At 36.2% G+C, this 13,551-nt stretch carries 13 protein-coding genes and 1 pseudogene; 2 read left to right on the top strand and 12 right to left on the bottom strand.

The window, feature by feature from the left end; genetic code table 11:
- Positions 1 to 50: 50 nt before the first annotated feature.
- The gene (locus tag FKR84_RS09330) at positions 51 to 1,103 is read left to right on the top strand and encodes a flavin-containing monooxygenase (protein WP_141422039.1); all 1,053 of its coding nucleotides are present in this window, start codon (positions 51 to 53) and stop codon (positions 1,101 to 1,103) included.
- Here FKR84_RS09330 and FKR84_RS09325 read toward each other — a convergent pair.
- The 12 genes from FKR84_RS09325 to FKR84_RS09270 all read right to left on the bottom strand — a co-directional run bounded on the left by FKR84_RS09325 (position 1,100) and on the right by FKR84_RS09270 (position 12,095).
- The gene (locus tag FKR84_RS09325) at positions 1,100 to 1,528 is read right to left on the bottom strand and encodes a DoxX family protein (RefSeq protein ID WP_141422038.1); all 429 of its coding nucleotides are present in this window, start codon (positions 1,526 to 1,528) and stop codon (positions 1,100 to 1,102) included. The two genes, FKR84_RS09330 and FKR84_RS09325, sit on opposite strands and share 4 nt — an antisense overlap.
- A gap of 1 nt (position 1,529) precedes the next feature.
- A complete protein-coding gene (locus FKR84_RS09320) occupies positions 1,530 to 1,967 on the bottom strand; it encodes a hypothetical protein (protein ID WP_141422037.1) in 438 nt (145 codons plus the stop codon).
- A 38-nt stretch (positions 1,968 to 2,005) separates the two neighbouring features.
- A complete protein-coding gene (locus FKR84_RS09315; protein ID WP_141422036.1) occupies positions 2,006 to 3,379 on the bottom strand; it encodes an alpha/beta hydrolase family protein in 1,374 nt (457 codons plus the stop codon).
- A gap of 401 nt (positions 3,380 to 3,780) precedes the next feature.
- Positions 3,781 to 4,785, bottom strand: a complete 1,005-nt coding sequence (gene aroF, locus FKR84_RS09310) for a 3-deoxy-7-phosphoheptulonate synthase (RefSeq protein ID WP_141422035.1) — start codon at positions 4,783 to 4,785, stop codon at positions 3,781 to 3,783.
- A gap of 3 nt (positions 4,786 to 4,788) precedes the next feature.
- On the bottom strand, positions 4,789 to 5,556 hold the full coding sequence (gene trpA / locus FKR84_RS09305; RefSeq protein ID WP_141422034.1) for a tryptophan synthase subunit alpha: 768 nt from the start codon (positions 5,554 to 5,556) through the stop codon (positions 4,789 to 4,791).
- A gap of 2 nt (positions 5,557 to 5,558) precedes the next feature.
- Positions 5,559 to 6,725: a tryptophan synthase subunit beta gene (trpB, locus tag FKR84_RS09300; RefSeq protein WP_141422033.1), complete on the bottom strand. Its 1,167-nt coding sequence runs from the start codon at positions 6,723 to 6,725 to the stop codon at positions 5,559 to 5,561.
- Entirely contained in the window at positions 6,700 to 7,338 is a 639-nt protein-coding gene (locus FKR84_RS09295) for a phosphoribosylanthranilate isomerase (protein WP_141422032.1), read from the bottom strand. Before FKR84_RS09295 ends, trpB begins: the two co-directional genes overlap by 26 nt.
- Positions 7,335 to 8,132 carry an indole-3-glycerol phosphate synthase TrpC gene (gene trpC, locus FKR84_RS09290; protein ID WP_141422031.1) on the bottom strand — a complete coding sequence of 266 codons (798 nt, stop codon included), beginning with the start codon at positions 8,130 to 8,132 and terminating at the stop codon, positions 7,335 to 7,337. The genes FKR84_RS09295 and trpC overlap by 4 nt, the downstream gene beginning before the upstream one ends.
- The gene (gene trpD, locus FKR84_RS09285) at positions 8,129 to 9,118 is read right to left on the bottom strand and encodes an anthranilate phosphoribosyltransferase (protein WP_141422030.1); all 990 of its coding nucleotides are present in this window, start codon (positions 9,116 to 9,118) and stop codon (positions 8,129 to 8,131) included. Before trpD ends, trpC begins: the two co-directional genes overlap by 4 nt.
- Entirely contained in the window at positions 9,115 to 9,693 is a 579-nt protein-coding gene (locus FKR84_RS09280; RefSeq protein ID WP_141422029.1) for an anthranilate synthase component II, read from the bottom strand. The genes trpD and FKR84_RS09280 overlap by 4 nt, the downstream gene beginning before the upstream one ends.
- A complete protein-coding gene (locus FKR84_RS09275) occupies positions 9,690 to 11,102 on the bottom strand; it encodes an anthranilate synthase component I family protein (RefSeq protein WP_141422028.1) in 1,413 nt (470 codons plus the stop codon). The genes FKR84_RS09280 and FKR84_RS09275 overlap by 4 nt, the downstream gene beginning before the upstream one ends.
- A 363-nt stretch (positions 11,103 to 11,465) precedes the next feature.
- Positions 11,466 to 12,095 carry a hypothetical protein gene (locus tag FKR84_RS09270; RefSeq protein WP_141422027.1) on the bottom strand — a complete coding sequence of 210 codons (630 nt, stop codon included), beginning with the start codon at positions 12,093 to 12,095 and terminating at the stop codon, positions 11,466 to 11,468.
- 832 nt (positions 12,096 to 12,927) lie between these two features.
- On the opposite strand from FKR84_RS09270, the pseudogene FKR84_RS09265 reads away from it, so the two are divergent.
- Positions 12,928 to 13,551, top strand: a pseudogene (locus tag FKR84_RS09265) (transposase); the annotation flags it as partial.

Raw genomic sequence — 13,551 nt, 5'->3', positions numbered from 1 at the left:
TCTTGCATACTATATCAAAATAGTTTATACTGTTACCCAGAAAAAAAACTATGTTAGACTTTGTAATTGTTGGTGCCGCCCAAGCCGGGTTATCGATGGCTTATTTTTTAAAACAAAAAAAACTGGATTTTCTGGTGGTAGATAAAGAAGAAGAGATTGGCGCTTCTTGGCTTAACCGTTGGGACTCTTTAAAACTCTTTACCCCAACAGAATTTAACCATTTGGAAGGCATGCAATTTCCAGCACCCAAAGGACATTATCCCAATAAATATGAAGTAGCAGACTATTTTAAAAAATATGCTGCAAAGTTTGATTTCCCTATACAACTCAATACCTTAATTACTAGGATAGAAAAAGAGAACGAGCATTTTACGCTTTACGCGGAAGATAGAAGCATACAGGCAAAAAATGTTATTATTGCTACCGGTCCTTTTCACATTCCCTATACGCCGCCTTTTGCCAAACTTATAGACAAAAGTATATTTCAAGTACACAGTAATTATTATAAAAATCCGGAGCAATTGCAAGACGGGCCCACAATGGTGGTAGGCGATGGCGATAGCGGTTTTCAAATTTTAGATGAAGTGTCTAAAGATAACAGAAAAACCTATTTTTCCGGAGAGACAGATATTACCACTTTACCGCAAGAATTTTTAGGAAAAACGCTTTGGTGGTGGTTTTCTAAAACCGGATTTTTAAGTTATAGCAAACATGGTTTTATAGGAAAACACATAAGTCAAAATAGACAACCGGTTATTGGCGTTGATGTAAAGGGCATTTTAAATAGAGAAAATGTTATTGCCGTTGGCAGGTCTACAGATGCACACGGCACCAAAATAGAAACCGAAAAACAAACAATAACCGACTTAAAAAATATTGTTTGGGCAACTGGTTACCGTCCTAATTTTAGTTGGATAAAAGGTTTGGAATTGACCGGCGAGGGTTATCCTAAACACAAACGTGGCATTAGCAGTATGAAAGGTTTGTATTTTATAGGCTTACCTTGGTTGCACACGCGCGGTTCTGCCACTTTGGGCGGAATAAAAAAAGATGCCGCCTATCTATCCAAAAAAATAGAAGAAAAAGAAAGTCTTCTTGTTTAAGCTTTTAAATTCTTTTTACGCATAAAATAGAAATCTAAAGAAAACCTACCAGCGCCAGAATAGAACAAAAATAAATAACACAAAGTGTATAAAAACGGTAGTTCTTGCCGCATCCAAGGATCTTCTGCGTGCACAATAGTTCCTGCGGTTACCAGTAAAATTATTAAAGGAATTACCGCAAAACGGGTCCCTAAACCTAAAATAATTAAAACAGAGCAAACAATTTCCGCGAAGACGGCAAGCGCCAAACTCGCTCCTACTCCTACTCCAATAGGATCTAAAAATTGAATTTCGTTACCGCCAAAAAGCATTAATAATTTTGGAATTCCGTGTACCAGCATTAAACCAGAAAGTATTACCCGAAAAAACAAAATACCAAAATCCAGGCGTTGTAAACTTAAATTGGTCGTATATTTTTCACTCATTTTATTGGTTTTTTTCAATTAATTTATTGGCTTGCTTTAGGCTGGAATTAACGGCTTCTTGCATTTTTAAAACCTCTTCTTTTTGCTTTTCCAGCATTTTGAAACGTTCTTTATATTCTTCTTCTGTATAATCTTCAGGGTCTAAAGCATCTGGAAATTCGTTAGAGAAATCACGCATCCATTGCATCATATAATCGTAGCCATATTTTAAATCTGCAATAGCTTTTTCTACCTTCTCCGGATTTTCGGCGGTTTGCAATTGATCTTCTAAGGTACTAATAGAACTACTTATCTTGCTCATCTTAGGCATTACCTCATCGTGCACATCTATCACTTCTTGCAAACGCTCTTTGTACCTCTCTTTTAAATCGTCTTTCGGATTATTTTTGCAGGCTGCAACCAATCCTATGCTTAAGAATAGAAAGATTATTTTTTTCATTGCTACAAATTGTTTTTGCAAATATAGTTTAATTAAAATTAGTCGGTTTGCAAGTTTAAAATCCATTTTTTTATGTCTTCCAAAACCTGTGCCGCAATGGTTTCTTCTATTTTGCCATATTCTTTGGGTAAACCGGTTTCTGCTGTTTGAAACAAATGGTTTAAATCTTTATAGCGTTTTACGGTAAGTTGTTTGTTCCCGGCTTTTTGCATGGCAGTTTGAATAGCACTAAGGTTTTCTTCGGCATTTACCTGCATGTCTTTTTCGCCGTTTAAGGCTAAAACAGGAATCTTTATTTTTTCTAAATAATTAGAAGGCTGCGAGCGCACCAAATATTTTAAAAACGGCAAATTAAATTGCTTTAAAAGTTGTTCTATTTGACTTTCTGAAGTTATGCCTTGTTCTTCAAAATAAGTAACTAAAGCCTCCCGAACCTTTGTATCTGACGTATTGATTATAATATCAAAAGCCTTTTGATTAAAATTATATTGCGGCGCAAGCGCCATTGGATTACTTCCTTGGGCGATTGCTATATCTTTTAGTTGGGTAAGCAACAGTTTTTTGCCACTAACGCCCGGTGCCGCGAGCAAAACTAAAAAAGCTACAACTTTAGATTCTGCGGCAAGCATACTACCTACCAAACCCCCTTCGCTATGGCCTAAAACGCCAATTCTCTCATTATTTATTTGCGGATGGTTTTTTAGAAAATTAACAGCTGCTGTGGCATCGTTTACAAAATCTTCAGCATCTGATCGCATAAAATCACCTTCTGATTTTGCTGTTCCGCGATCGTCAAAACGCAAAACGGCAATACCATTTTTAGTTAGAAAATCTGCTAAAACAAGAAAAGGTTTATGCCCCATTATAGTTTCGTCCCGATCTTGCGGACCGCTGCCGGTTAATAAAATTAAAGTGGGAAAATCTCTTTTGTTCTTAGGAAGCGTAAGCGTTCCCGCTAATTGAATGCTGTCTTTGGCGTTGTAGAAACTAACTTCTTTTACCGTGTACGAAAAAGGAGCTTTGGGCGTTTGCGGACGTTTAGATTTGGCGGTATCTTTAGATTTTCCTAAACTTTTTTCTTTTGTTAACTGTAGGGGGAATTGCATTCCGTTTTGAATAAAAATCCCGCTTATGGTATCGTTTTTCCATTGGCCTTGATATTCCATAAAGTTTGCTTTTATTGTTATGGAATCGTTTTGAATTTTGGTTTGTTGCATAGCCAAACCAAAGGCATTTTGATCAGGACTATCTATCGTGGTAGAAAAACCATCGGCTGCTTTTTTAATATGGAAAACCAGTTGTAACTCTTGTCCGCCGGCATTTAAATGTCCTTGCCAATTCCCCGCGAAGTTTTGAGCTTGCAAAGAAAAGAGACTTAACAAAATGCTTAATAGAGATAGGTAAATTTTCATCGTTTTAGATATTTAGGATAATAATTTTTGTAAGAATTTCAGAAAATAATAAAATTAAAATATAGCCTATAATTGCTCTTTAAAGGTATAAAAATCTTGGAAATTCCGAAGCTATGTTTCTCATTCGTATTTGTAACGTGAATTCGATATAAAAGTTTAAAGTTTTTTATTTCTTTTTCTTCAGTATAGCTAAGTTTTTCCGTGAAAAATTTTAGTCCCCAAATAGATTTGGGGATTGGTTCGTTTTCTTTGGACGAGCAAAGAAAATGAACAGAGCTTCTTAAAATGCAAGTTTCTTCTCGTTTTGTAAATTTTTCAATAAAAAAACTTACATCGAACTCGTATTTGTATGATTCCGCAACAAATCATTCCACGTAAGTGTAAAGACTAAGAATATTATCCTAATTGAGTACTTCTTTTAGTTTATTAAGCTTAGTCATTAGCTGTTCAAATTCTTTATAATTAAGGGTTTGTTGTCCGTCTGTTGCGGCTTTTTCGGGAGTTTTGTGTATTTCTACCAGCAGACCATCTGCTCCTACTGCAGCTCCTGCCAATGCCATTTGCGCGACGTGTTTTCTAATACCTATGCCGTGCGAAGGATCTACAACAACCGGTAAATGCGATTTCTCTTTTAGAATTGGAACCGCGTTTAAATCTAGGGTATTTCTGTACGAAGTTTCAAAAGTTCTTATGCCTCTTTCGCAAAGAATTAGTTTTTCGTTGCCGGCTTTAAACACATATTCCGCAGAGTATAAAAGCTCATCTATGGTGCCGCTAATGCCTCTTTTTAGTAAAACGGGTTTGTCTATTTCTCCCAAAGCTTCCAATAAATTAAAGTTTTGTGCGTTTCTTGCGCCTACCTGAAAAATATCTACGTAAGGTAGCATATCTTTAATTTGAGCAGATTCCATCACTTCCGTAATTATTTTAATTCCTTTACTTTGGCAGGCTTGATAGAACATTTTTAGACCTTCCAGTCCAAGTCCCCTAAAACTATAAGGACTCGTTCTGGGTTTATAAACACCGCCTCTCATAATGCGCACGCCATTTGCCACAAGTGCATCTACGGTATTTTGTATTTGCGCTTCGCTTTCTATACTACAAGGACCGGCCATCATTGTTAAGTCACCATTGCCAATGCTAACGCCATCGCCCAGGTTAATTATTGTGCTGTCTACTTTCCATTTATGGCTTACCATTTTGTGTTTTCCACTTACTCTATGTACGTCTTTTATTCCTTTTAGATGTCCTATTTTACGAATGTCAAATTCTTGTTTAGGAGTGCAAATAAAGTAAATACCTATTTGGGTTTGCACCGGATAAAAATCAATTTGCAAATTATCTAATGCTCGCTCAAGAGTGTGTTTTTCTGTTTCTTGTATATTTTGTTGTAACTGAATAATCATAATTTATTTTTTAGGTCTGATAGATTGCACAAAGGTTTTTGTATCCTCTATTAAATTGTCACTATTTTTTATATGCTTGATAAATGCGCTGCCAATAATTCCGCCGGCGGTATAGCTTGCAGCAAAATCAAAATCTTTTTTGGTACTGATATTAAATCCTACCATTAACGGGTTTTTGAGGTTCATAGTTTGAAGTCTGCTTAAATAATCTTTGGCGGCTTGTATACCGGTTTCTTTTCCGGTGGTGCTAGAACTGCTTACTGCATAAATAAAAGAAGTACTGCATTTATCTATATATCGAATACGTTCTTCGCTAGTTTCCGGGGTTACTAAAAAAATTACCGAAAGACCATATTGCTCAAAAATTGTTCGGTATTTTTCTTGGTAAATATTTATAGGAAGATCTGGTAAAATCACACCTGCAACTCCTGCTTTTTTACATTTTTCACAAAACTCTTCAATTCCATACTGCAATACAGCATTAAAATAGCCCATCATTATTTTAGGAATTTTAGCAGTAGATTTTTCTAATTGCTGAAAGATTAAATCTGTTGTAATTCCGTTTTTTATAGCGATAGAACTACTTTCTTGAATTGTTGGTCCATCGCTTAGCGGATCTGAATAAGGCAATCCTATTTCTACCATATCTACTCCGGCTTCTTCTAAAGCAGATAAAATTTGTGGCATACTATTTAGTTTCGGGAAGCCGGCTGTAAAATAAATATTCAGTAAAGCCTCTTTTTTATCGTTGAATAATTCCTGTAAAGTCATCTCTACATATTTTTAGTTAAGGTTTCTAAATCTTTATCGCCTCTACCGCTTAGGTTTATTACAATCCTGTCGCTTGGTTTTATCTCCATTTTATTGAGGTAAGCCAAAGCATGCGCAGATTCTAACGCCGGAATAATGCCTTCTGTTTTTGATAAAAAATGTGCTGCCTCCAAAGCTTCTTTATCGGTTACATTATCATAGTTTACACGTTGGATTTTGTGCAAATGCGCGTGTTGTGGTCCAATACCGGGATAATCCAATCCCGCCGAAATACTGTAAGGTTCTATAACTTGCCCATCTGCGGTTTGCAATAAGGTAGTCATACACGCGTGCAATACGCCTTGATTTCCTAAAGCTAAAGTTGCAGCTGTAGCCTGCGTGTCAACTCCTTTTCCGGCAGCCTCTACTCCAATAAGTTGTACATTTTCTTCGTTTAAATAATGATAAAAAGCACCTATCGCGTTGCTTCCGCCGCCTATACAAGCAATAATATGCGTAGGGTTTTGGTTTAACTGCTTTTTAATTTCTTCACTAATAACCGACTGCAATCGTGCTACCATATCCGGGTATGGATGCGGCCCCACTACAGAACCGATGATATAATGCGTATCTGTTGCATTGTTAATCCAATCTCTTATAGCTTCGTTAGTAGCATCTTTAAGGGTTTTGCTGCCGCTGTTTACCGGTATTATTTCGGCTCCCAGCATTTTCATACGCGCTACGTTAGGGGCTTGTCTTTTAATATCTTTTGCCCCCATATAAACAAAACATTTTAACCCCATTAAAGCACAAGCCGTTGCAGTTGCTACCCCGTGTTGCCCGGCTCCTGTTTCTGCAATAATTCTGGTTTTGTTTAACTTTTTAGCTAAAAGTATTTGTCCTAAAGCATTGTTTATTTTGTGCGCTCCCGTATGGCATAAATCCTCTCTTTTAAGATAAATAGCTGCGCCGTAATGTGCACTTAATCTTTTAGCAAAGTATAGCGGTGTAGGTCTGCCAACATAATCTTGCAAAAGTTGCTTTAACTCTTTTTGAAATTCTTGCGATTCTATTATCGTTTCATAAGATTCTTGCAGTTCTTTAATATTAGGATAAAGCATTTCGGGGATAAAAGCTCCGCCATACTCGCCGTAAAATCCGTCTTTATTTACTTGATAGGTCTGTTTCATTTCTTAGTTTGTTTATCATTGTACTTACTAATTCTTCATTTTTTAGGCCCGGGTCTATTTCAAATTTGCTGTTGATGTCTATTGCTTCCAATTGCGGAATTTCTAAAGCTTTAATTCTTTTTACATCATTAGAACCTATGCCTCCGCTTAAAAAAAAGGGTTTGGTTTCTTTATAGTTTTTTAGAACTTGCCAATCAAATTTATACCCATTTCCGCCGTAGCTTTTTCCTTGTGTGTCCAATAAAAAATAATGTACAAAAGCTGCAAATGGACGAATACTGCTCCAATCGAAAGCAGTGTGAATACGTACTGCTTTAATAATTTTGATATCGGTTTTAAAAAGTTCCTTAACAAAATTCAACGACTCATCTCCGTGAAGTTGCACATAGTCTAAATCATACTTTTCTACTAAAGTTGTAATTTCCTTTACGGAACTATTCACAAAAACCCCTACACTTTTGCAGTCGCTTTTATTTAGAAGAGAAGCCGAGAGTTTTTCTCCTACATACCGAGGAGATTCCGTAAAGAAAATAAACCCCATAAAATCCGGTTCACTTTGCTGAATTGCTTGTATGTTAACCGGATATTTCATTCCGCAAACTTTTATTTTCATTTTTCTAAAGAATTGTAGTTATCTATTAATTGTTTGCAAGCTCTCCCCGGTTCTTCGTGTTGCATAAAAAAACCGCCTATAAGAAAACCATCGTATCCAGCCGCCTTTAATTCCTGAATCTGACCGGCTTCTGCTATTCCACTTTCACTAATTTTTAAAAGCTCTTTAGGTAAATGTTTTAGCAATTGCATACTCTTGGCGATATCTGTAGTAAAATTATTCAGGTTTCTATTATTCACGCCAATAATATCTACATACGCATTGGTATGGCTAGCAATTTCTTCTTTATTGCTTACCTCTAACAGCACTTCTAAACTTAGACTCTTTGCAAAAGCACCAAGCTCTTTACACTGTTGCGGACTCAAACAAGCAGCGATAAGCAGAATGCAATCTGCACCAATACTTTTTGCCTCTAGCACTTGGTATTCGTCAATAATAAAATCTTTTCTTAGAATTGGGCAGTAATTAAATTTTCGCGCTATTTCTAAATCTTTATTAGAGCCTCCAAAATATTTTGTGTCAGTAAGCACTGATAGTGCCGAAGCCCCAGACTGCATATAAGCAATGCTCAGTTTTTCTACATCAATTTTATCGTTTATCACTTTGGCGCTAGGAGAGCTCCTTTTTATTTCGGCAATAATTCCTAACCTATCCTCTCTTTGTAGGTAAGATTTCATAGAAATAGGTTGCGAGTCAAAAAAGATACTTTGCTCTAAACGTTTTGTTGGGTTTAGTGCTTTTGCTTCTTGCACTACTGTTTTTTTGTAGGCTACAATTGTGTCTAAAATACTCATAAGGCTAGTAGTGTTTTAAAAGATTGATAGCCTGCTTTGCTTTGTAAAGATTGGGTTGCTATGTCTAGCGCAGTCGCATAGTCTTGGTTTTTATGATAACATTGTATTGCCATTGCCGCGTTTGCAATTACTGCCGCGTTTTGTGGTTGCGTACCTTCTCCCTTCAGTATAGCAACAAACATTTCTGCAGATTCTCTAACATCTCTGCCACCTTTTAGTTGGTTGCCGCTTAGTTTGTTTTCTGCAACTTCTAAAGGATTTAGTAGATATTCTCTCTCCGGACTTATAACCTTGGCGGAATTTGTTAAGCTTATTTCATCATAACCATCTAAAGAATGTACAATACGGTAAGAAATAGCTTCTTGCTCATAAATATATTTGTAGTAACGCTGCAATTGCAACGAAAAAACGCCTACCAGTTGTCTTTTAGGGAAAGAAGGATTTACCATTGGCCCAAGCATATTAAAGAAAGTACGTACGCCAATATCTTTACGGATGGGAGCAACCTCTTTCATAGCAGGATGAAAAAGCGGAGCGTGCAAAAAGCAAATTCCGCTTTTATCTAATTGCGTTTTTAATTTGTCTTGATCTTTTGTAAAACGATAGCCCAAATACTCCATCACATTAGAAGAACCGCACGTAGAGCTCACGCCATAATTACCGTGTTTGGCAACTTTGTATCCTGCCCCGGCAACCAGAAAAGAAGCTAAAGTACTTATGTTAAAGGTGTTCTTATTATCGCCGCCGGTGCCACATAGATCTATGGGGTCAAATTCTTCCAAATTTATATTAATGCAGCGTTCTTGCAGGCAATTTCTAAAGCCCGTAAGCTCTTCTACACTTATATTTCTCATTTTAAATACGCTTAGAAAAGCAGTAATTTCAAATGGATTGTATTTTCCTTCAGAAATTTCTCCCAAAATAGTGTGGGCTTGTTCTTTGCTTAAATATTGCTGATTAAATAATTTTTCTAATATTTTCTTCATTGCTGTTGGTTTCTACAAATGCTTAAAAAATTCTGTACGATTAAAATACCTTCGGGTGTTAAGACGCTCTCCGGGTGAAATTGTATTCCGTAAAGGTTTTGCTCTATATTTTGAATAGCCATTATGCTTTTATCTTCGGCTACAGCCGTAATCTCAAAATTTGGATTACTGGCAGTAGCCACATCCCAAGAATGGTATCTCCCCGCCTGAAAGCTTTGCGGGAGGTTTTGAAAAATTCTGCTTTCCGCATTTAGAGTAATGGCAGATTGCACGCCGTGGTAAACTTTATCTAATATTCTAAGCTTGCCGCCTAAATATTCTGCAATAGCTTGATGCCCCAGACATACGCCAAACAAAGGAACTTTACCTGCGCAAGTTGCTATAATTGCGCTTAAATTACCGGCATTTTCAGGAATGCCCGGTCCGGGAGAAAGTACAATAGCATCGTATGCTAAACATTGCTGCGGGGTGATTTTGTCGTTTCTAAACACCTCAACTTCTTCTGACTCTTGCCGTAAAATGTACACCAAGTTGTAGGTAAAACTATCGTAATTATCTATTACTGCTATTCTCATAATTCTTTTGCTTTTTTAATGGCTTTTCTAATGGCTGCAACTTTATTATCTACCTCTTGCAATTCGCCTTCTGGCGTACTATCTGTAACAATTCCTGCCCCGGCTTGGTAAACCAAGGTGTTGTTTTTGCTTAATAAAGACCGTATGATTATTGCGTGGTTAAGACTGCCGTCAAAACCTATAAAGCCAATTGCACCGCCGTAAAAATTTCTTTTTACGTTTTCGTTTTCAGCAATAATTTCTAAAGCTTTATATTTAGGAGCACCGGACAGTGTGCCGGCCGGAAAGGTGTCTGCATATATATCCAGTCCGTTTTTATCTTTAAAAACTTTTCCGGAAACTTTGCTTACCATATGAATAACGTGCGAGAAATATTGAATTTCTGCATACTTATCTATTTCTACATGTTCAGAATTTTTGCTCAAGTCGTTTCTGGCCAAGTCTACCAACATCACGTGCTCCGCCATTTCTTTGGCGTTTTGCTTTAATTTTTCTGCGCGTTTTGCATCTTCTTTTTGACTACCGCTACGCAACACAGTGCCGGCAATTGGATTAATAGACGCAACGCCTTTGCTTATTTGCAGTTGTGCTTCTGGCGAAGAGCCAAAGATTTTAAAATTGCCATAATCAAAATAAAAAAGATAAGGCGAAGGATTAATGCTTCTTAAACTTCTGTACAAGTTAAAATCGTCTCCTTTAAATTTTTGCTGAAATTCTCGCGAAAGAACAACTTGAAACGTATCGCCAAGTTTACAATGCTCTATTCCCGTGCGAACCATTTCTTTATACTCTTCGTTGCTCGTGTTGGCAGTTTCTTTTCCTACCACTTCAAAACTAAAATTTGGTAAATTATTTATTTGCAATAGTTGAAGTATGTAATCGATTCCATCATAAGAGATTTCCGCTTGGTTTACTTCGTTTTGCGAAATATAGAGCTCGTTTTTAAAGTGATCAAAAACCAATACGTACTTAAAAAATTGATACTTTAAATCGGGGTTATCTTTTAAGGTACTGGTAGGATTTTCCAGCACAATATCTTCCATATATTGTACCGCTTCAAAAGCAGAATAACCCCATAAACCTTGTACGTTAAAGGGCAAATTGGTTGGGGTGTTTTCAAATTGCGAAACAAAATCTTGAAAAGCCGTAAAAACCTCTCTAGGTTGCTCTACTTTCTTGCTTGCAATTTCTTCGTTTGGGAAATTATACCGGTAAGTATTTGCTTTGGCTTCAAAGCCGGCAAGTGGCTCTAAGCAAATAAAACTCTTACTATCTGTACGGTCGTGATAGTCTGCACTTTCTAGCAAAAAGGCGTTAGGAAAATGGTCTCTAAGTTTATTATAAATAGCAACCGGCGTATGCAAATCTGCTACTATTTTTTTGTAATGGGTTTGTATGGTGTACTTCATTTTATTAAAGTTTAGGAATAAAAAAAGCCTGCAAGAAGCAGGCTTTTAGAAATAATTATATACTCTATAGCGACTTCTCAGAATTCAAATTCTAAAAAGCACCACCACCAAGTATTGTTAATTTTTATCGTATTCATTTTAAATTTATTTTAAAAAAAAGACCTGCAGGAAGCAGGTCTTTTTTTTATTATATATAACGGCTTCCTTAAATAGTAAAATATTTAAGCCACCAGTTGTTTTTATTTATCGCGTTGTTTAACATCAGGACAAATATAAAGTTATTTATTTTAAATCTAAAAATGTTTTTAGCGTTTTTTTTAAAGGCGCAGGTTTCTCAAAATCTTCAACCCTTAAAAAGTTTATTTACCTCCCCATAATTTCTGCTGCTTCCCAAAGGTATGCTTTACTAAATTCTCCAAAATAGCTTATATAATCGCCATTTTTAGAAATAACTACAAAGCTATTACAGGGATAATGATGTTCAAAAAATAGATTTTCTACCATCCCTTGCGGATCTTTATGCCAGGTTAAGACGCCATCATATTTGCCCAAACCCTCACTATCTTTATAAATATAAATAGGCGTAGTGTTTACTAACTGCTCTGTTCCTTCCTCTAATTCTCCAAACCATTTTTTTCTAGATTCTTTGGTGGCCGAACCACTAGAATTACAACGATCTTTACCCGGATAATAAACTATTATTATTGGTTTGTTGGCAGCTATTCCCCTCCCTATTTCTTTTTCTAACAATGCTTCTAAATTAGTGCGGTTGGTAATTTTTCCGCGTTTTTCGCGTACCGTCAATTTTTTCTGATTAACAGAGTCTCCCGGAATAGCTAAAAATTTTCTCGTTTCCCGCTTTCGCTGGAATTTAGCCTTGCTTATCTCTTGATTATTCTCATCGAAATATTGCAAATGATTATCATAATTATTTGTGGTAGCGCACGAAGAAATTAAAATTCCCAGTATTGCAATTAGTAAACTCTTTTTCATAGGTTTTTTAGTTTGGTTTAAGCGTTAGTTTTAATTGATTAAAAACTAAGATAGGAAAAATTTCACATTTAGAAACTCTGTGTCATTATGCACAGAATATTTTAAAATAGAAGTTAATCTATACGGCATACCACTTATATATTGTATGATTCTGATAAGGTCTTTTCTGGCTTTGCTAAGCTCTTTACGGAAACCTCTTAGCAGTTTTATAAAATATTGTACAATAAATATAAAAAAGTTGTATAAGTTCTTATTAAAACTTGTACAACTTTTTTTAAATAAGCCTTTATTATTTCCGTAAAGGACTTTTACTACTATTTTTTATTTATCTTTTAAAGATAGTAATTTACGGATAAAAACACCTTTCTTATACTTTTATTTCTAATAAATGTGGGCTTTCGAGATAAACATTTTATTGCTATTTTACTTTATTATTTATTCTACGGTAAAATAATATTCCCTTTCCGATTCGTTTAAATATCGCCACGAGACATTTCCGCATTTATTAAATCCTATTTGATTTTGATGGTCTTCTATAGGGTAATTGTGAGCAATAGACGTATTTCTATTATGGTTGGTAAGTTTGCTGTTTTGCCAGCTTATTATATAATCTCCGGCTTGTAACGCTTTTAATCCTATTTTGTACTTATACGATAAACTATCTGAAGTTATGTTGGAGTGTACGGTTAATTCTGCGTTTTCGCAAGAAAGAAAATTAATACTGCCAAGCTCGTTAATTAGTTCAAATTTATTTATAGCTCCAATGCAATTGTAAGCTTCCCTTAAAACCGAACTGTTTAAAAGTAGAATATTTATCTTAAATTTAAACAGTATGAAAAAGAGTAAATTTTCCCCACAACAGATCGCTAAGATCCTCAAAGAATTTGATAACGGAAAAACGGCCGTTGAAATCAGCCGTGAACATGGCGTCAGTACTGCTGCCTTTTATAAATGGCGAGAGCGTTATGGCGGTATGAATGGAAAGGAGTTAAAACGCCTAAAGCAACTCGAAGAGGAGAACAGTAGGCTTAAACAGATGTATGCAAGCCTATCGCTGGACTATGACATGGCAAAAGAGATTATCAAAAAAAAGCTCTGAAGCCCTGCCGAAAGCGAGCGATCACCAAAGAACTTATCCATTACGGTATCAGCAGGGCGTGCCGCGTACTGAATATGAGCAAGAGTGTTTTCTATTATAAACCCCTACCGAAAAATGATAGTCCAATCGAAGAAGCCTTAAAAGAAAAAGCAGAAGATCATTCGGAAGAAGGGTTTTGGAAGGCTTATAACCGATTGCGCAACGAAGGAAAACCTTGGAACCACAAGCGTGTCCACAGGGTATATGTCGCCTTGGGGTTGCCTTTGAGAAGAAAGGTAAAAAAACGACTGCCTGCCAGGATAAAAGAGCCCTTGGAAGTTCCTCACGAGCCCAACGATACTTGGAGTATAGACTTTG

It is taken from the genome of Haloflavibacter putidus (assembly GCF_006546625.1).
GTDB classification, from domain to species: Bacteria; Bacteroidota; Bacteroidia; order Flavobacteriales; family Flavobacteriaceae; genus Mesonia; species Mesonia putida.
This window is presented reverse-complemented; position numbering and strand designations above follow the sequence as displayed.

Excerpts from the sequence above, each read along its gene's own strand:
- FKR84_RS09330 (WP_141422039.1), top strand. The coding sequence starts at position 51 with ATGTTAGACTTTGTAATTGTTGGTGCCGCCCAAGCCGGGTTATCGATG.
- FKR84_RS09325 (WP_141422038.1), bottom strand. The coding sequence starts at position 1,528 with ATGAGTGAAAAATATACGACCAATTTAAGTTTACAACGCCTGGATTTT.
- FKR84_RS09320 (WP_141422037.1), bottom strand. The coding sequence starts at position 1,967 with ATGAAAAAAATAATCTTTCTATTCTTAAGCATAGGATTGGTTGCAGCC.
- FKR84_RS09315 (WP_141422036.1), bottom strand. The coding sequence starts at position 3,379 with ATGAAAATTTACCTATCTCTATTAAGCATTTTGTTAAGTCTCTTTTCT.
- aroF (WP_141422035.1), bottom strand. The coding sequence starts at position 4,785 with ATGATTATTCAGTTACAACAAAATATACAAGAAACAGAAAAACACACT.
- trpA (WP_141422034.1), bottom strand. The coding sequence starts at position 5,556 with ATGACTTTACAGGAATTATTCAACGATAAAAAAGAGGCTTTACTGAAT.
- trpB (WP_141422033.1), bottom strand. The coding sequence starts at position 6,725 with ATGAAACAGACCTATCAAGTAAATAAAGACGGATTTTACGGCGAGTAT.
- FKR84_RS09295 (WP_141422032.1), bottom strand. The coding sequence starts at position 7,338 with ATGAAAATAAAAGTTTGCGGAATGAAATATCCGGTTAACATACAAGCA.
- trpC (WP_141422031.1), bottom strand. The coding sequence starts at position 8,132 with ATGAGTATTTTAGACACAATTGTAGCCTACAAAAAAACAGTAGTGCAA.
- trpD (WP_141422030.1), bottom strand. The coding sequence starts at position 9,118 with ATGAAGAAAATATTAGAAAAATTATTTAATCAGCAATATTTAAGCAAA.
- FKR84_RS09280 (WP_141422029.1), bottom strand. The coding sequence starts at position 9,693 with ATGAGAATAGCAGTAATAGATAATTACGATAGTTTTACCTACAACTTG.
- FKR84_RS09275 (WP_141422028.1), bottom strand. The coding sequence starts at position 11,102 with ATGAAGTACACCATACAAACCCATTACAAAAAAATAGTAGCAGATTTG.
- FKR84_RS09270 (WP_141422027.1), bottom strand. The coding sequence starts at position 12,095 with ATGAAAAAGAGTTTACTAATTGCAATACTGGGAATTTTAATTTCTTCG.